Origin of the sequence: Pseudomonas sp. FSL R10-2189 (genome assembly GCF_009600325.1) — a bacterium.
GTDB classification, from domain to species: Bacteria; Pseudomonadota; Gammaproteobacteria; order Pseudomonadales; family Pseudomonadaceae; genus Aquipseudomonas; species Aquipseudomonas helleri.
The window spans coordinates 23,350-41,268 of sequence record NZ_WIVZ01000029.1 but is presented as its reverse complement, the minus strand read 5'-3'; the positions used below and the strand labels follow the sequence as shown (position 1 = coordinate 41,268).

General features: G+C 60.5%; 15 protein-coding genes and 1 riboswitch. Of the genes, 9 read left to right on the top strand and 6 right to left on the bottom strand.

What is annotated here, in order from left to right; all coding sequences use genetic code 11:
- Positions 1–17: 17 nt before the first annotated feature.
- The 3 genes from GHO32_RS19235 (at position 18) to hldE (ending at position 4,558) form a co-directional block, all read left to right on the top strand.
- The gene (locus tag GHO32_RS19235) at positions 18–1,184 is read left to right on the top strand and encodes an O-antigen ligase (RefSeq protein WP_153334865.1); all 1,167 of its coding nucleotides are present in this window, start codon (positions 18–20) and stop codon (positions 1,182–1,184) included.
- Positions 1,185–1,199: 15 nt separating this feature from the next.
- The gene (gene msbA, locus GHO32_RS19230; protein ID WP_123751135.1) at positions 1,200–3,011 is read left to right on the top strand and encodes a lipid A export permease/ATP-binding protein MsbA; all 1,812 of its coding nucleotides are present in this window, start codon (positions 1,200–1,202) and stop codon (positions 3,009–3,011) included.
- A 125-nt stretch (positions 3,012–3,136) separates the two neighbouring features.
- Positions 3,137–4,558, top strand: a complete 1,422-nt coding sequence (gene hldE, locus GHO32_RS19225) for a bifunctional D-glycero-beta-D-manno-heptose-7-phosphate kinase/D-glycero-beta-D-manno-heptose 1-phosphate adenylyltransferase HldE (protein ID WP_048366634.1) — start codon at positions 3,137–3,139, stop codon at positions 4,556–4,558.
- A gap of 160 nt (positions 4,559–4,718) precedes the next feature.
- On the opposite strand, the gene GHO32_RS19220 is transcribed toward hldE, so the two are convergent.
- From GHO32_RS19220 to GHO32_RS19205, 4 genes are all read right to left on the bottom strand, one after another.
- Entirely contained in the window at positions 4,719–5,675 is a 957-nt protein-coding gene (locus GHO32_RS19220; protein ID WP_153334866.1) for a metal ABC transporter ATPase, read from the bottom strand.
- Positions 5,676–5,716: 41 nt separating this feature from the next.
- Positions 5,717–6,529 carry an aldo/keto reductase gene (locus tag GHO32_RS19215; RefSeq protein ID WP_153334867.1) on the bottom strand — a complete coding sequence of 271 codons (813 nt, stop codon included), beginning with the start codon at positions 6,527–6,529 and terminating at the stop codon, positions 5,717–5,719.
- Entirely contained in the window at positions 6,526–7,701 is a 1,176-nt protein-coding gene (locus GHO32_RS19210; protein ID WP_153334868.1) for an FAD-binding oxidoreductase, read from the bottom strand. The genes GHO32_RS19215 and GHO32_RS19210 overlap by 4 nt, the downstream gene beginning before the upstream one ends.
- Positions 7,702–7,798: 97 nt before the next feature.
- The gene (locus tag GHO32_RS19205; RefSeq protein ID WP_048366630.1) at positions 7,799–8,131 is read right to left on the bottom strand and encodes a multidrug efflux SMR transporter; all 333 of its coding nucleotides are present in this window, start codon (positions 8,129–8,131) and stop codon (positions 7,799–7,801) included.
- A gap of 147 nt (positions 8,132–8,278) precedes the next feature.
- Between GHO32_RS19205 and waaA the strand changes: the two genes are divergently transcribed.
- Complete coding sequence (waaA, locus tag GHO32_RS19200; RefSeq protein WP_153334869.1) at positions 8,279–9,556, top strand: lipid IV(A) 3-deoxy-D-manno-octulosonic acid transferase; 1,278 nt, start codon at positions 8,279–8,281, stop codon at positions 9,554–9,556.
- A 65-nt stretch (positions 9,557–9,621) separates the two neighbouring features.
- Here waaA and GHO32_RS19195 read toward each other — a convergent pair whose 3' ends face one another.
- Complete coding sequence (locus GHO32_RS19195) at positions 9,622–11,058, bottom strand: TolC family outer membrane protein (RefSeq protein WP_048385224.1); 1,437 nt, start codon at positions 11,056–11,058, stop codon at positions 9,622–9,624.
- 179 nt (positions 11,059–11,237) lie between these two features.
- A riboswitch (TPP riboswitch) is annotated at positions 11,238–11,343 on the top strand.
- Positions 11,344–11,497: 154 nt separating this feature from the next.
- On the opposite strand from GHO32_RS19195, the gene thiC reads away from it, so the two are divergent.
- The gene (gene thiC / locus GHO32_RS19190; protein ID WP_153334870.1) at positions 11,498–13,387 is read left to right on the top strand and encodes a phosphomethylpyrimidine synthase ThiC; all 1,890 of its coding nucleotides are present in this window, start codon (positions 11,498–11,500) and stop codon (positions 13,385–13,387) included.
- A 148-nt stretch (positions 13,388–13,535) separates the two neighbouring features.
- Positions 13,536–14,798: a putative hydroxymethylpyrimidine transporter CytX gene (gene cytX, locus GHO32_RS19185; RefSeq protein WP_178113913.1), complete on the top strand. Its 1,263-nt coding sequence runs from the start codon at positions 13,536–13,538 to the stop codon at positions 14,796–14,798.
- Positions 14,799–14,879: 81 nt separating this feature from the next.
- Here cytX and GHO32_RS19180 read toward each other — a convergent pair whose 3' ends face one another.
- Complete coding sequence (locus GHO32_RS19180; protein WP_153334872.1) at positions 14,880–15,617, bottom strand: RsiV family protein; 738 nt, start codon at positions 15,615–15,617, stop codon at positions 14,880–14,882.
- Between the two features lie 223 nt (positions 15,618–15,840).
- Here GHO32_RS19180 and GHO32_RS19175 point away from each other — a divergent pair, with 223 nt between their 5' ends.
- The 3 genes from GHO32_RS19175 to cpdA all read left to right on the top strand — a co-directional run bounded on the left by GHO32_RS19175 (position 15,841) and on the right by cpdA (position 17,854).
- Positions 15,841–16,464 carry an NUDIX domain-containing protein gene (locus tag GHO32_RS19175; protein WP_123751141.1) on the top strand — a complete coding sequence of 208 codons (624 nt, stop codon included), beginning with the start codon at positions 15,841–15,843 and terminating at the stop codon, positions 16,462–16,464.
- Positions 16,455–16,907, top strand: coding sequence for a DUF1249 domain-containing protein (locus tag GHO32_RS19170; RefSeq protein ID WP_048366623.1), 453 nt, complete (start codon positions 16,455–16,457; stop codon positions 16,905–16,907). Before GHO32_RS19175 ends, GHO32_RS19170 begins: the two co-directional genes overlap by 10 nt.
- A gap of 131 nt (positions 16,908–17,038) precedes the next feature.
- On the top strand, positions 17,039–17,854 hold the full coding sequence (gene cpdA, locus GHO32_RS19165) for a 3',5'-cyclic-AMP phosphodiesterase (protein ID WP_153334873.1): 816 nt from the start codon (positions 17,039–17,041) through the stop codon (positions 17,852–17,854).
- The last annotated feature ends 65 nt before the right edge of the window (positions 17,855–17,919 follow it).

Genomic DNA, 17,919 nt, shown 5'->3' with positions numbered 1-17,919 from the left:
GATTTAGGAGCGGGATGATGTACGAAAGTCGTTGGGCTCAGACCCTCATGACCTGCGGCGTGCTGTGGTTCATGTTGGCGATTGCATTTGCCCCTACCAACAAAGTCTATCAACAGGGCCTGGTGGTGTTCGTCTGGTTGCCGACACTGCTGGTGGCATGGTCTGCCCGCCCGGTTTTGGCGCAGGTCTGGCACGCGCAAAGAGCGCTGTGCCTGGCACTGATCGGTTTGGCCGCTTGGGCCACCCTCAGCTTGAGCTGGAGTGGCCAGCCCCTGAGCCAGGCCAAGCAATTGCTCTACATCGCCTTGTTTGTGATGTCATGGCCGATTCTGGCCAATGGCCGCCCTGAACGTGTTGTACGCCTGCTGCAATGGGGCGGGCTGGGGCTGGCGGTCATGGCAGCAGCGGCCATGGTGCGTTTCTATTTTATTGACGCTCGGCCCTTGATGGATCGCCTGGAAGGTCTGGGCGAGTTGGCGCACCCCATTTTGGGCGCTTATGCGGTGGGTATCGCCGGTGTCTGGATGTTGCACTGGATGCCGCGCGAGCGTGGAATGCAAGCCCTGTGGTGGGTCGCACTGGCGTTGTTGGGTGCCTTTGTGGTGTTTACCCAGAGCCGCGGTGCGGCAGTGGCGCTAATGGTGACGGTGCTGGCCATGCCGATCTGGCGGTGCAACCGTCAGACAGTGGTCATCTCGGTGGCCGGGCTGATGGGCGCCGGGATCGTGTTTTGGTGCATGCAGGCGCAGATGATGTCGCGCGGCTCGTCCTATCGGCCCGAGTTGTTTATGTCGAGCCTGCAGATGATCAAGGCGCACCCATGGCTCGGCCTTGGGCTTGAGGCGCCGTTTGGTGTGCCGGCGCTGGGGATCATGTTTGATCATTCGCACAACCTGTTCACCAGTGTGGCGATCAGTTTGGGCTTGCCGGGTTTGCTGCTGTGGAGCATCGCCTGGTTTTCGGTTTTGGTATATGGCTGGCGCGCTCGCGCGACTTTGCTGGGCCAGGGATTGGTGGGCATGTGGGTGTTTTCGACAATGGCCATGCAGTTTGATGCGGCCAGTTTGCTTGATACCCCGCGTGCCGAATGGTTTATCACCTGGCTGCCCATTGCCGTGGCGACTCTTTTGTCGTTCAAGACGGCGCAGGGTGAAGCCTGTGATAAAATTTCGCGTTTTCCTTAATCAGTGAGCTCTACGATGAGTGATTCACCGTCCGAAGAAGGACAGAGTTCAAGCCTGAAAATCTATTTCCGGCTCTTGAGTTATGTGAAGCCCTACATCGGCCTTTTCCTGCTGAGTATCGTTGGCTTCCTTATCTTCGCTTCGACTCAACCCATGCTGGGTTACATCCTCAAGTATTTCGTTGACGGCTTGTCCAATCCGGATGCCGTGCTGTTTCCGAACGTGCCTTACCTGCGTGACATGCGCCTGCTGCAGACCGTGCCGCTGTTGATCGTATTGATCGCGGCCTGGCAAGGGTTGGGGTCTTTCCTGGGTAACTACTTCCTGGCCAAGGTTTCGCTGGGCTTGGTGCACGACCTGCGGGTGCAGCTGTTCAACAACCTGCTGGTGCTGCCTAACCGCTATTTCGACAAGCACAACTCGGGGCACTTGATCTCGCGCATCACCTTCAACGTCACCATGGTCACCGGTGCTGCCACCGATGCAATCAAGGTGGTGATTCGTGAAGGCATGACCGTGGTGTTCCTGTTTGCGTCGCTGCTGTGGATGAACTGGCGCCTGACGCTGGTGATGGTGGCGATCCTGCCGCTGATCGCGGTGATGGTGAGTACGGCCAGCAAAAAATTCCGCAAGCAAAGCAAGAAAATCCAGGTGGCGATGGGCGACGTGACCCACGTGGCGTCCGAAACCATCCAGGGTTACCGTGTGGTTCGCAGCTTTGGCGGCGAAAAATACGAGCGTGAGCGTTTCCTCAAGGCCAGCCAGAGCAACACCGACAAACAACTGCGCATGACCCGCACCGGGGCGATCTACACCCCGATGCTGCAATTGGTCATTTACATCGCCATGGGTGTTTTGATGTTCCTGGTGCTGTACATGCGCGGCGATGCCTCGGCGGGCGACATGATCGCTTACATCACCCTGGCCGGCTTGCTGCCCAAGCCGATCCGTCAGTTGTCTGAAGTCAGCTCGACCATCCAGAAGGGTGTCGCCGGTGCTGAAAGCATCTTTGAGCAACTGGACGAAAAACCGGAAGTCGACACCGGCACCGTTGAGCTGGACCACGTGAGTGGCCGTCTTGAGGTGCGCAACCTCAACTTCACCTACCCCGACACTGAGCGCCAAGTGCTTAAAGACGTGTCGTTCACGGCTGAGCCGGGGCAGATGGTGGCACTGGTCGGGCGTTCGGGCAGCGGCAAGTCGACGCTGGCCAACCTGATTCCGCGTTTCTATCACCACACCTCGGGCGAGATCCTGCTCGATGGCGTGGAGGTCGAAGACTATCGCTTGCTCAACCTGCGCCGTCATATCGCGCAAGTGACCCAGAACGTGACCCTGTTCAGCGACACCGTGGCCAACAACATTGCCTACGGCGACCTGGCCGGTGCGCCACGGGCCGACATCGAAAAGGCTGCGCGTGATGCCTACGCGATGGACTTTATCGAGCAGTTGCCCAAAGGCCTGGACACGCCGGTGGGTGAGAACGGCGTGTTGTTGTCGGGCGGTCAGCGTCAGCGTTTGGCGATTGCCCGCGCCTTGCTCAAAAATTCGCCACTGTTGATCCTCGATGAGGCCACCTCAGCACTCGATACCGAGTCTGAGCGCCACATTCAGGCGGCACTGGACCACGTGATGCAAGGGCGTACCACGCTGGTGATTGCGCACCGTCTTTCGACCATCGAAAAAGCTGACCTGATCCTGGTGATGGATCAGGGCCAGATCGTCGAGCGTGGCACTCACGGCGAGTTGTTGGCGCAGAACGGCTATTACGCCCGTCTGCACTCGATGGGCCTGGATGCGCCGCTGGCGTCTGGCGACATCACCTGAACACCGACGGGGGCAGGCACGCCTGCTCCCGTCGGCGCATTTTCCTTGCGATTAACACCGTGAACAGACCTGCGTTCACCCTGTGTTAATATCGCGCCCCTGTTCATTTTGTATGTGGGTCCTCCATGAAGTTGTCCATGCCGCGATTCGATCAAGCCCCTGTCTTGGTGGTAGGCGATGTCATGCTCGACCGTTACTGGCATGGCGGAACCTCACGGATTTCCCCTGAGGCGCCCGTGCCGGTGGTCAAGGTCGAGCAAATTGAAGACCGTCCGGGTGGTGCTGCCAACGTTGCCTTAAACATTGCTGCCTTGGGCGCACCGGCCTCGCTGGTCGGCGTGACGGGCAACGATGAGGCTGCCGACAGCCTGGCCAACAGCCTTGAAGGCGCAGGCGTTCGCGCCTTGTTCCAGCGCATTGAGCACCAGCCGACCATCGTTAAACTGCGGGTCATGAGCCGTCACCAGCAACTGCTGCGTATCGACTTTGAAGAACCGTTTGCGACTGACGCCCTGGCGTTGGGCGCTGAAGTCGAGCGCTTGCTCGACGGTATTAAAGTGCTGGTGCTGTCTGACTACGGCAAAGGTGCGTTGAAAAACCATCAGGTATTGATCCAGGCCGCCCGTGCCCGGGGCATCCCGGTGCTGGCTGATCCCAAAGGTAAGGACTTCTCGATTTATCGGGGTGCGAGCCTGATCACGCCGAACCTCAGCGAGTTCGAAACCATCGTCGGTGGCTGCATCGACGAGGCCGACCTGGTGGCCAAAGGCGCCAAGCTGATGGCCGATCTGGAGCTGGGTGCTTTGCTGGTCACCCGTGGCGAGCACGGCATGACCCTGTTGCGTCCGGGCTTTGCTGCCATGCACTTGCCGGCACGCGCCCGTGAAGTGTTTGACGTGACCGGTGCCGGTGACACCGTTATCTCGACCCTGGCGGCTGCCATTGCTGCCGGTGAAGAGCTGCCCCATGCCGTGGCCCTGGCCAATCTGGCGGCGGGTATTGTGGTGGGCAAGCTGGGTACGGCGGCCATCAGCGCCCCGGAGCTGCGTCGCGCCATTCAGCGTTCGGAAGGCTCCGAGCGTGGCGTGCTGAGCCTCGAGCAACTGCTGCTGGCCATCGACGATGCGCGGGCGCACAACGAGAAAATCGTCTTCACCAACGGGTGCTTCGACATCCTGCACGCCGGCCATGTGACCTATCTGGAACAGGCGCGGGCGCAAGGTGATCGTTTGATCGTTGCCGTGAACGACGACGCCTCCGTGAGCCGCCTCAAAGGCCCGGGTCGCCCGATCAACAGCGTTGATCGGCGCATGGCGGTACTGGCGGGTCTGGGCGCGGTGGACTGGGTGATCAGCTTCCCTGAAGGTACCCCGGAAAACCTGCTGGCCCAGGTCAAGCCGGATGTACTGGTTAAAGGCGGCGATTACGGGATCGACCAAGTGGTCGGTGCTGACATCGTGAGCGCGTACGGCGGGACAGTGAAAGTGCTGGGGCTGGTAGAAAACAGCTCGACCACGGCCATCGTCGAGAAAATTCGCGGCCAGTAAAGGCATTGCCCTCACCCCAACCCTCTCCCGGAGGGAGAGGGAGCTCTATCGAGGTGTTTTCAGGTTCAGCGTTTCACTGACAGGGCGCAGCATTTCTTAAGCAACCCCCAATCGGTTCCCTCTCCCCCCGGGAGAGGGCTAGGGTGAGGGCGCTTTTGATTCAGGCTTTTTTTACGACCTTCCTGAACATCTGCCGCGCCTTGCCCGTCAGGCGTTTGAGCCGCGACTCCTTGTCGGGTGCGCTCAAACCTTGCTGCTTGAGCCAGTCTTTCCAGCGAATGCGTTCTTCGCTCACCACCCAGCCCTCTTGCGGCGCAAAACTCTCCGCCAGGTACACGCCTCGGGTGCTGGCCGGTTTCAGTTGATCCTTGTGCAAGGTGTACAGCTCGGCGCACGGCTGGCCGTCGGCCAGCGGCATCAGGTAGAGGTCCGGGCGCTTGCGGTTGAGGCGGGCGACCAGTTGATCCCCCTCCAGACGCTCATCAACATGAAACAGACTCAGTGACTTGGCTTCTTTGGGCACTTCAAGGCGCAGGTCGTAAATCAGTTGCAAAGAGGCGGTGGGCAAGTGCACATACGCCCGTGGACGTTCGAGCAACGGCTGGTTGGCACAGCGCACCGGGCGCGCCGCGCCGGAAAACGGCGTCAGGCGAAACGACAACGCTTCACGGTAATGCAGCGCGCTGGCGTAGGGCGCGGGCAGCCAGATGTCGTTGAAACGCCCGCTGAGCCAGCCTTCGGGGGTCTCCAGCAGGCACTCTTCGGCCACTTCCTGAACTGCCGTGTGCAAGGGCAAGTTGACCTCATGGGCCGGTACGTAGCCGGAGATCAGCTTGAGCACCACGTCCCCCCGGTCCTGACGACGCTGGCGCACCAGCACCCAGTAATCGCGGCCCTGCCAATGCAGCGTCAAACGCACCGACACGCCGAGGTTGGCCAACTCCAACGCGAAGCGTTCGGTGTCGGCGACGCTGACCGGGCGGCGCTTGCTCAGGGTTTGCGCGAAGTTGAGCGGCATGCCGACACTTTGGTAAATCAAGCCTTCTGCCGTGGCTTCGACAAGCAACGGCAGGGTTTTGAAGTCGCTGGGGTTCTTGCGGATGAGCATTCGCGGCATGTCGGCTCCTTCTTGCGTCGGGGTCGGCCGAATCGGCGGCTTTAGGCGCTACGCAGAACCTGCGCAACCATTGCCACGTTATGGGCCAAGTGCAGCGGATTGATAGTGCCGACAATAGCACTGGCAACCCCGTGATGGCCAAACACCAGTTCGAAGCTGGCGCGCACCGGGTCGGTGCCGGGCTTGAGGCACACATGGCCGCTGGCCAGGGCCTTTTTCACCAAGATGGCTTTGCCATGGGCAGCGGCGTAGTCGATCACCGGCTTCTCGTCTTGCTCATTGAGGTTGTAGGTGACCATGGCGCAGTCGCCGTGTTCCAGGGCCTTGAGGCCGCCTTCGACGGTTTTGCCGGAAAAGCCGAAACCACGGATCTTGCCCTCGCGCTTCAGCTCGGCGAGGGTGGCGTACACCTCGCTGTCGTTGAGGATCGCCAAGTCGTTGCCGTCCGAGTGCACCAGCACCAAGTCGATAAAGTCCGTTTCCAGACGTTGCAGGCTGCGTTCTACCGAGCGGCGGGTGTGTTCGGCGCTGAAGTCGTGGCGCGACTCACCGTTGTCGAATTCTTCACCGACCTTGCTGACAATTACCCAGTCCTGGCGCTGGCCGCGCAGCAGCGGGCCCAAGCGTTCTTCACTGCGCCCATAGGCGGGCGCGGTGTCGATCAGGTTGATGCCCAGGTCGCGGCTCAGCTTGAGCAGCATCCTGGCTTCCTGGTCATCCGGAATCTGAAAACCGTTGGGGTACTTCACCCCTTGGTCGCGGCCCAGCTTGACGGTGCCAAGGCCCAATGGCGACACGTGCAGGCCGGTGCTGCCCAGCGGGCGCAGAAAGTCGTGCAGGGTCGCCTGGCTCATGGCAGCAGTTGCTCCCAAGCGGTTTTGCCCAGTGGCGGGCGAGGGAAGTCAGGCAGCGCAGGCACATTGCCGGGTTTGATCCCGTCTTGCTCAAGCGCGTTAATGACCCGGTCCGAGAAGTCCGGCGCCAGCGCCAGCTTGGTCGGCCAGCCCACCAGCAAACGGCCTGTATCGGAGACAAACGCGTTATCCGGGCGTACTAGACCGGACTGCGCCGGTTCAGCGCGGTCGACTCGCAGGGTGGCCCATTGCGCCTGGCTCAGATCGACCCACGGCAACAGACTGGCCAGCTCTTTTTTGGCGGCGGCGATTTGCTCATCAGGCGTGCGGGCCACACCCTCGGCCTCAGCAATGTCACCGCCCACATACCAGACCCATTCCCCATTTGCGGCCGGGTGGGTGGTCACGGTGATGCGCGGCTTGGGGCCACCGCCCAGGCAGTGGGCGTACAGCGGTTTAAGGCTCGGGCCTTTGACCATCACCATGTGCAGGGGGCGCAGTTGCTGGGCCGGGACGTTGATTTCAAGGCTGGTCAGCAGCTCGGCATTGCCTTGCCCGGCGCTGAGCACGATGCGTTGCGCGAGGATATCCAGGCCGTCGACCCGCAGGCCGATCAAGCGCTCATTCTCAAACAGCGGCTCGACCTTTTGCCCTGCCAGCAGGCTGTCACCGGCCAGTTCGGCCAGGCGCTCGACCAGGCTGGGCACATCCACCACCAACTCGGCCAAGCGATACACCTTGCCCTTGAAGCGCGGGTCTTGCAGAGCGGGCGGCAATTGATCGCCCTTGACCTGATCGACCCGGCCGCGCACGGCCTTGCTCGCAAAAAAGCTGGTCAGATTGCCTGCCAACGTGCCGGGGGACCACAGGTAATGGGCATCGGAGAGCAGGCGCACGCCGCTCAAGTCCAGCTCGCCTTCACCGGCAAGGGCCTCGCGCCAGCGGCGTGGCATATCGGCAATGGCTTCGGAAGCGCCGGTCAGCGCGCCGTGCAGCGCATATTTGGCGCCGCCGTGAATAATGCCCTGAGACTTCAGGGTCTGTGCGCCACCCAGCGAATGGTTTTCAACCAGCACCGTGGAAAAACCCTGACGACGCAAGCGGGCATTGAGCCAGAGGCCAGCGACGCCAGCGCCGACAATCAGCACGTCAGTGGAAATTACAGATGCCATGGGCGACCTCAGCGTTGAAAGACAAGGCTGGGAGTATACAGCCTGATCCCGACTCTGCCTTTTGAGGTGCCCAGAAAAGAGGGGTGTTACGCGGGCTTTAATGCCCCGCCGTTTTGGAAAACAGTTGAATCACCACCACGCCCAGCACAATCAGACCCATGCCGAGCATGGCCGGCAGGTCGAGTTTTTGCCCGTAGATGAACAAGGCGGCAACGCTCACCATCACAATGCCCATGCCCGCCCACACGGCATAAGCAACGCCCACGGGGATGGTGCGCACCACCAGGGTCAACATCCAGAACGCCGTGGCGTAGCCCACAATCACCAAAATGAGTGGCAATGGCGTACTGAACCCTTTGACCGCTTTCATTGAAACAGTGGCAATGACTTCAGCGCAGATAGCGATAGCCAGGTAGTAGTAAGCGGTCATGGTGCAATCCTGAGTGTGTGGCGAAGCAATTTAACAGCACGGCATTCTAGTGGTTGTAAAAGTGTGTAGGGGCTTTTTGTCGCGCCTTGAAAGGACCGTGTTCGGTGCCATCATCGTAGAGGTCGTTTTCAAGTAAACTCCGGGCCCATGAATAGAACTCTCTACACCTTGCTGTTTCATCTGGGGCTGCCGCTGGTGGCGATTCGCTTATGGCTGCGGGCACGCAAGGCCCCGGCGTATGCCAAGCGCATTGGCGAGCGTTTCGCGCTGAACCTGCCCGCCATGCAGCCGGGCGGGATCTGGGTACACGCCGTGTCCGTGGGCGAGAGTATCGCTGCCGCTCCGATGATTCGGGCATTGCTGCAACGTTATCCACAGCTGCCGATTACCGTGACCTGCATGACCCCGACCGGATCGGAGCGTATTCAAGCCCTGTTCGCCGACGAACCGCGCATTCAGCACTGTTATTTGCCTTATGACCTGCCGTGGGCCGCCGCACGTTTTCTGGATCGGGTGCAGCCCACGCTGGCGGTGATCATGGAAACCGAACTGTGGCCTAACCATATCCACCAATGCGCCAAGCGCGGCATCCCGGTGGCGCTGGCCAATGCGCGCCTTTCGGCCCGTTCGGCCAAGGGCTATGCGCGGTTTGCCAAGCTCACCCGGCCAATGCTCGAAGAGATGAGCCTGATCGCCGCGCAGACCGAAACCGAAGCCGAGCGTTTCCGCCAGTTGGGCGCTCGCCCCGAGTGCGTGCAAGTGACCGGTTCGATCAAGTTCGACCTGACGATTGACCCCCAGTTGCTGGTCAAGGCCCGCGCACTGCGCGAGCAATGGCAGGCGCTGGAGCGCCCGGTGTGGATCGCCGCCAGCACCCATGAAGGTGAAGACGCCATTGTGCTGGCGGCGCATCGGCAGTTGCTGGCCAGCTACCCGAACGCCTTGTTGATCCTGGTGCCGCGCCACCCGGAGCGCTTCAACTCGGTGTTCGCGTTGTGCCAAAGCGAAGGGTTCGACACGGTACGGCGCTCGGCCGCAACGCCGGTCGGCGCGCAAACACAGGTACTGTTGGGCGACACCATGGGCGAGTTGCTGTTTTTGTACGCCCTGGCCGACAGCGCATTTGTGGGCGGCAGCCTGGTGGCCAATGGCGGGCACAACCTGCTGGAGCCAGCGGCGCTGTCCAAGCCGGTGTTGAGCGGGCCGCACCTGTTCAACTTCCTCGAAATCGCCGCGCTGTTGCGTGACGCCGGGGCGCTGGAAGAAGTGGACGATGCGCACGCTTTGGCGGTGGCGGTACGGCGCTTGTTTGAACTGCCGCAAGACGCCCGGCACATGGGCCAGGCCGGTTTGAACGTGATGCTCGCCAACCAAGGTGCCTTGCAGCGCTTGCTGGACGGGTTGGGGCAGTTGCTGAGTCGTTGACGACCCTGTAGGAGCGAGCTTTTGATCTTTAAAAGATCGCGAGACAAGCTCGCTCCTACAGAGGGTTACTGACCGGCGTTACGAATGTTGGCAGCCGCTTCCTGGGCCAGGTCTGGCGGCAGGAAATCTTTGTCCGGGTTGTAATCGGCTTTCAGGTAACGCGACAACGCATCCAGATCGCCCGGGTTCAACGTGCCCGCCGCCTGTTTAAGGCGCAGGTTGTCGAGGATGTAGTCGTAGCGGCTGTTGTTGTAGTCGCGCACTGAGTTGTATAGCTGGCGCTGGGCGTCGAGCACGTCAACGATGTTGCGCGTGCCCACCTGATAACCGATTTCCGTGGCTTCCAGAGCGCTCTGGTTCGAGATGATCGACTGTTTGCGCGCTTTCACCTGCTCGACATCGGTATTCACCGCGCGGTGCAGGTTGCGGGTGTTTTCTACCACCTGGCGGCGCAGTTGCTCACGCTGCTGCTCGGTCTGGTCCAGACGTGAGTACGACTCGCGCACTTGCGAGCTGGTGAGGCCGCCGCTGTAAATCGGGATGTTCAACTGAATGCCGATGCTGGTCTGGTTGACCGGGCCGCCGTAACGCTGGTTCAGGGCGTTCGGGTTGGTCAGGCCGAAGGCATCGTTGTCACCGGTCTTGTATTGCGCCACCGCGTCCACGGTCGGGGCGTGGCCGGCCTTGCGTTGCTTGAGGGTCTCTTGCGCGGCGTCTACCGCGTAGTTACTGGCCAGCAAGTTGAGGTTCTGCTGCGCGGCGGTGTCGACCCAGGCTTTGGCGTCGTTCGGCGTGGGCGGCAAAATCGGCAGGCTGTGGCGCATGCCTTCAATGGCGTTGTACTGGCGGTTGGTCAGCGTCACCAGCGCTTCAAAGGCGTCTTCGACCTGGCGCTTGGCGAGCATGCGGTTGGCCCGCGCCGTGTCGTAGCTGGCCTGGGATTGCAGCACGTCGGTCTTGTCCGACAGGCCCACATCAAAACGCTCGCGGGACTGGTCCAGTTGGCGCTTGAACGCGGCTTCTTCGGCCTTGGTCGCGGCCAGGGTGTCCTGGGCACGCAACACCGAGAAGTAAGCATTGGCGCTTTGCAGAATCAGATTTTGCTCAGTGGCCGAGAGTTGCAGCGCGGCCTGTTCATTGATCGACTCGGCCGCCTTGAGCTGGAACCAGCGGTCAATGCGGAACAGCGGCTGGGCCAGTGTGGCCTGGTAAACCATCAGGCTGCGGTTGGTGGTCATCGACGGCCTGTCGATGGAGGTGCGCACACTGCTCGACTCGGCGCCGCCCGACAGATTAGGCAGCAAACCGGCGCGGGCCTGGGGCACGACTTCCTTTTGTGCCGAGTAGCTGGCACGGGCCGCCGCGAGGTCGGCGTTATTGTCGACAGCTTCCTGGTAAACGCTGACCAGACCGTTTTGGTTGGACACGGGCGCGGGTGAATCCACAGCCATAGCGTTGGTCGCCCAGGACACGGCGATAGCCAGCGAGAGTTTGCGCAGCATGAGCGATCCCTAGTTCAATAATGCGAAATTGATTGTCGAGGCCGTGTTCTGGCACTCGGAGTTACAAGACGTAGCGAGTGTAGTTGCCGTGACACCTTGCAACAATGCCGTTGTTGCCTCTTTCGTCATGCTGTTTATTTCAGGGTTGGCGTTCTGCCACACACTTCTTTATATTGGCCGTGTTCTTGTCGGGGTGCCTTGCTATGAGGCTGAGATCGAATAATTTCGGATCCCGTTGAACCTGATCAGGTTAGCGCCTGCGTAGGGAACAAGATTTCTCGTCTCCCGGCGAGTCCTCTTGAGTGCCGTCCGGGATCGATTGTTCAAAAAATGATCAATCGTTCGAGGTCGTCACTCAGCACCCAGTCCTTGGGTGCGTCCGTGCTTTTTTCAGGTTCTCCCTCCGACAATCCACCTGGATGCAGTCTGGAGAGCCGTGATGAGTACAACACTAAAAAACGCGATCAATCTCAGTGATTCGGCCAAGGTCGATGAGCAGTCGGTCAAGCCGTTTACCCGCTCGCAAAAAGTTTACGTACAGGGTTCGCGCCCGGACATTCTGGTGCCGATGCGTGAAGTCAGCCTTGATATCACGCCGACCGATTTTGGCGGTGAAATCAATGCGCCGGTATTGATCTACGACACTTCAGGCCCGTATACCGACCCTTCAGTACAGATTGACGTGCGCAAAGGCCTGGGCGACGTGCGTTCAGCCTGGATCAATGACCGCGATGACACCGAACGCCTGCCGGGCCTGAGCTCGAACTTCGGGCAAATGCGCCTTGAAGACGCCGAACTGACCAAACTGCGTTTCGCCCACGTGAAAAACCCGCGCCGCGCCAAGGCCGGGGCCAACGTCACCCAGATGCACTACGCGCGTCAGGGCATCATCACCGCCGAGATGGAATACGTCGCCATCCGCGAAAACATGAAGCTGCAAGAAGCCCGTGCGGCGGGCCTGCTGGACCAGCAGCACGCCGGTCACAGCTTCGGCGCCAACATCCCGAAAGAAATCACCCCGGAGTTCGTACGCGACGAAATCGCCCGTGGCCGCGCCATCATTCCGGCCAACATCAACCACGTTGAGCTGGAGCCGATGATCATCGGCCGTAACTTCCTGGTGAAGATCAACGGCAACATCGGCAACAGTGCGCTGGGCTCCTCCATCGAAGAAGAAGTGGCCAAGCTGACCTGGGGCATTCGCTGGGGCTCGGACACGGTCATGGACTTGTCCACCGGCAAGCACATTCACGAAACCCGTGAGTGGATCATCCGCAACTCGCCGGTGCCGATCGGCACGGTGCCGATTTACCAGGCGCTGGAAAAGGTCAACGGCGTGGCCGAAGACCTGACCTGGGAGCTGTTTCGCGACACCCTGATCGAGCAGGCAGAGCAGGGCGTGGACTACTTCACCATCCACGCCGGGGTGTTGCTGCGCTACGTGCCGCTGACCGCCAAACGCGTGACCGGCATTGTGTCGCGGGGCGGTTCGATCATGGCCAAGTGGTGCCTGGCGCACCACAAAGAGAACTTCCTCTACACCCATTTCGACGAAATCTGCGAAATCATGAAGGCCTACGACGTCAGCTTCTCGCTGGGCGACGGCCTGCGTCCGGGTTCGATTGCTGACGCCAACGACGCGGCGCAGTTCGGTGAGCTGGAAACCCTCGGCGAGCTGACCAAAATCGCCTGGAAGCACGACGTGCAATGCATGATCGAAGGCCCGGGCCACGTGCCGATGCAGTTGATCAAAGAGAACATGGACAAGCAGCTGGAATGCTGCGATGAGGCGCCGTTTTACACCCTCGGCCCGCTGACCACCGACATCGCGCCGGGCTACGACCACATCACCTCGGGCATTGGCGCGGCGATGATCGGCTGGTTCGGGTGCGCCATGCTCTGTTACGTCACGCCCAAAGAGCACTTGGGCTTGCCGAACAAAGATGACGTGAAGACCGGCATCATCACCTACAAAATCGCTGCCCACGCCGCGGACTTGGCCAAAGGCCACCCCGGTGCGCAAATCCGCGACAACGCGTTGAGCAAGGCGCGTTTTGAGTTCCGTTGGGAAGACCAGTTCAACCTTGGCCTGGACCCGGACACGGCGCGCTCGTACCACGACGAAACCCTGCCGAAAGACTCGGCAAAGGTCGCGCATTTCTGCTCCATGTGCGGGCCGAAATTCTGCTCGATGAAAATCACCCAGGAAGTGCGCATCTACGCCGCCAACCAACGCATTGAAGCGGTCGACGTCGACGTGGCCAAAGGCCTGGCGGAACAGGCCGAGCGTTTCAAGCAGGAAGGCAGCCAGTTGTACAAGAAGGTGTGATGTAAGCAGTTCCCCTTGTGGGAGCGGGCTTGCTCGCGATGCGAACGACGCGGTCTGCATGTGAAACCGTGTCGACCCCATCGCGAGCAAGCCCGCTCCCACGGGTTTGATTATCCGGCACCTTCTTTCTCTTCAAGAGACTCTTTCCTTGAACACACCCAGCACTTACTCGCCGGATACCGCCGTCCCGTTGGACAAGCGCGTCTTCGGCGCTCGCGATCTGTTTTCCTTGTGGTTCTCCCTCGGCGTCGGGCTGATGGTGTTGCAGACCGGGGCCTTGTTGGCGCCGGGGCTGGGCCTGTCGGGTTCGCTGCTGGCGATTTTTCTCGGCACCTTGGTCGGCGTGGCGTTATTGGCGTCGGTGGGGGTGATCGGCAGCGACACGGGGCTGTCTTCAATGGCCGCGCTAAAACTCAGCCTGGGCAGCCGCGGTGCCATGCTCCCTGCCGTATTGAACGTTCTGCAACTGATTGGCTGGGGCTCGTTTGAAATCATTGTGATGCGCGATGCCGCCAGCCTGCTCGGCGCGCGGGCCTTCAGTGAAGGCAGTTGGCTGAGCAACCCGCTGCTCTGGACATTATTCTTCGGCGCCCTGGCCACGTTGCTCGCGGTCAGCGGGCCGTTGGCGTTTGTGCGCAGGATCTTGCGCAAGTGGGGCATCTGGCTGTTGCTGGCAGCGTGCCTGTGGCTCACCTGGAACCTCTTCGCCAAGGCTGATCTGGCCGCGTTATGGGCGCAGAAGGGCGACGGTTCGATGCCGTTCGCGGTGGGTTTCGACATTGCGATTGCCATGCCGCTGTCGTGGCTGCCGCTGATCGCCGACTACTCGCGCTTCGGCAAACGCGCCAAAAGCGTGTTTGGCGGCACCGCGCTAGGCTTTTTGATCGGCAACTTCTGGCTGATGAGTCTGGGTGTGGCCTACACCCTGGCGTTCGCGCCGAGCGGTGAAGTCAATGCGCTGCTGCTGGCGCTGGCAGGGGCGGGACTAGGGATTCCGTTGCTGCTGATTTTGCTCGACGAATCTGAAAACGCCTTCGCCGACATTCACTCGGCGGCCGTCTCCAGCGGGTTCTTGCTGCGCTTGAAAGTTGAGTACCTGGCCTTGGCCATTGGCGTTATCTGCACCTTGATCGCCCTGCTGGCGCCGCTGGCGCAGTACCAGAACTTCTTGCTGTTGATTGGCTCGGTGTTTGCGCCGTTGTTCGGCGTGGTACTGGTGGACCATTTCATTGTGCGTAAACGCAGCGTCGACGTGATACCGGGCCTGCTGCGCTGGCCGACACTGCTGGCCTGGTCGGGCGGGGTGCTGACCTACCACCTGCTGGCCAACTTCTACCCGGATATCGGCGCGACCTTGCCGGCCTTGTTGCTGGCCGGGCTGCTGATGTGGGTGCTGGGCCGCAAGCACTAACCCTCAACCACAACTCACTTGTAGGAGCGAGCTTGCCTCGCGATCTTTTGATCTTCCAAAAGATCGCGAGCAAAGCGGGTATCAACCGCGACCCGGCAACCACTCCGGCTTGATAATCCCGTTCAAGCGCGAGTACGGAATGCTCAGCTCAACGTTGCCATCGGAGTACGGGGCAATGCTGTACACGTCGTACTTGAGCAAAACGCTGTCTTTAAGCAGCGCCACGTTCGGGGTTTGCTGGAACGGCCAGGTTTTGACGAACTCCGCATCGTTGCTGCGGTGCGAGTTGATCAGCCAGTTGTTGTGCGCCACTTTGGCCGCGCCCCAGAAGGCTCTTTCCTGACCCGGCAGGAGCATGTCTTGCAAGGTCACTTCTTTATGGTCTTTACGCGACCAGTTGATAAAGCCACGGCCCGGCATGCCATGCGCGCCGCCGGTGTCCAGGTAGCTGATCAACTCGATAATCACCAAGTCGTCATGCTGCTCACGTACCTTGGCTTGCAAATACATGCTGTTGCGGGTGTCGGCCGTGCGCAGGAACTGTTCGCGGTAAGCGTTCAGCGACGGCGCCAATTTGTCGTCTGGCGAGTTGACGGTCATTTTCAGCAGGCGCTGTTCAATTAAAGCGTCCAGCTTCGGGTCGGCGGCAAAGTGCACGGTCTCAATGTTGACCAGCGGGCAGTCATCGCCCTTGCAGCCCGCTTTGACCTGCTCGGAGGCATCGGGCGTGAACGCCAGCGGTTTGGGTTGAAAAGCACTCTGGCAAGCACCCAGCGTGAGGGCGATGCAAGTCAGGGAAGCCAGTTTTAAAAGTGACATGGTCGTCCTTCATCAACGAAAGAAAGGTGAACGCAGGCTCGTTCGACTGCCAACAAGGGCGTCAGTTCGCCGCTAAGCTTGAAGGTGTCAATTAGAGTTGGTTTGCAGGCAATCCGTCTATCCCCACGTTATAAAAGGGGCTGCATCCACAAGCACAGGCGCGTTAGGATGCGCGATGCCGTGGGGTCACCCCCGGTGTGAATTTGCCAGCAAGAGGTTTTCCATGACTGACATCACCAAGGCCAAGCCCAGCGCCGTCGAGATCGTAAAACGCGAGAACGGCTACCAGGGGTTTTACCAACTGGACCGGGTTTTCCTGCGCCATGAGCTGTTTGCCGGTGGCATGAGCCGTGAGATCAGTCGTGAAGTGTTTGTGCGTCATGACGCGGTGTGTGTGCTGCCTTATGACCCGGTGCGCGACGAAGTGGTGTTGATCGAGCAGTTTCGCGTTGGCGCCCTGGGCAAAATCGACAACCCGTGGCTGATCGAGCTGGTGGCCGGCCTGATCGACAAGGAAGGTGAAAATGACCCCGAAGACATCGCCCACCGCGAAGGCGAAGAAGAAGCGGGACTGACGTTCTCGGCGTTATGGCCCATAACCCGTTATTTCCCGTCACCCGGCGGCAGCACTGAATTTGTGCACGTGTTTCTGGGGCGTTGCGACAGCTCTAATGCGGGCGGCCTGCATGGTCTGGACGAAGAAGCCGAAGATATTCGCGTGACTAAATGGGCGTATGAAGATGCGCTGCAAGCGGTGCGTGATGGACGTATTTCTAACGCGGCGAGCATTATTGCCCTGCAGTGGCTGGCGCTTAACCGCGCTGAAGTGAGGGGGTTATGGCAGTAAATGGCGTCCGTGATCGCTACCGGGTTGATTTGATTGGCTTGCAGGCTGCCTGCGAAGCCAACTATGCGCGGCTGATGCGTTTATTGCCTGACATGCGCGAGCAACCGAGCGCGCGACAGATCGCGGTCACTCAGGGTGAGCAGATGCTCGGCGTGCTGACCCTTGAAGTGATGCTCGACTGCCCGTACACCAGCACCTTGCGCGTGCGCCAGGAACACAGCCTGCCGTGGCTGCCGGTGCCGGAACTGCAAGTGCAGGTGTACCACGATGCGCGCATGGCCGAGGTGATTGGCGCTGAACATGCGCGGCGCTTTCGCAGCATCTACCCTTACCCGAATGATGCGATGCACCAGCCCGACGAAAAGGCCCAGCTCAATGTGTTTTTGGGTGAGTGGCTGAGCCATTGCCTGGCCTGCGGGCACGAGTACGCCGAAGTCCGCTAGGCTTTCCTGCTGTAGGAGCGAGCTTGCCTCGCGATCTTTTAACGATCAAAAGATCGCGAGGCAAGCTCGCGCCTACAGATGGTTCTGGAGTGGCATAATCGCGCCATTTATCTACCCACCGGGAGAACGCCTTGCCCAACGCTTCCACGCCGACCACCGAAGACTCGGTGCTGCTGGTGCAACTCACCGATAGCCATTTGTTTGCTGACGCAGACGTTTCTCTGCTGGGGCTGAACACGGCGCAGAGCCTGCAACAGGTGGTCGACAAGGCGCGGGCCGAGCAGGGGCAGGTCGATTTGCTGCTAGGCACCGGCGATTTGGCTCAGGACGGCAGCGTTGCGGCGTATCAGCGGTTTCGGCAAGTGAGCGAGCCGTTGTGCGCCAATGCCCGCTGGCTCCCCGGCAATCACGACCGATTGGCGCAGATGCGCGAAGCCACCGTGCAAACGCGTCTGTTGGACCCGGTTGTGGATATCGGCAACTGGCGCATCATTTTGCTCAACTCGCAGGTGCCGGGCGCCACGCCGGGGTATCTGGGGGACGATCAATTACAGTTGCTCGCCCAGGCTGTAAGCGAAGCGCCGCAGCGTCATCATATGGTTTGCCTGCATCATCATCCGTTGCCGGTGGGCAGTAAATGGATCGAGCCGATCGGTCTGCGCAACGCTAAAAAGTTCTGGGCCGTGCTGGATCGCTTCCCGCAGGTGCGTGCCGTGCTCTGGGGGCATATCCATCAGCCCTTCGACCAGATCCGCAATAACGTGCGCTTGCTAGCAACGCCTTCTACCTGCGTGCAGTTCACGCCGGGCAGCACAGACTTTGATGTCAGCGGCGAGGCGCCCGGCTATCGCTGGCTCCGCCTGCACCCCGATGGCGCGCTGGACACCGGCGTTTCGCGGCTGGATAACTTTGTGTTCACGCCCGATTACAGCGCGAACAATTACTGAGTGGGCGGGCCTGAATTATCTTGAAACGGCCATGGCCCCTTGAGTCAGGCTAAACTGCGCGTCTT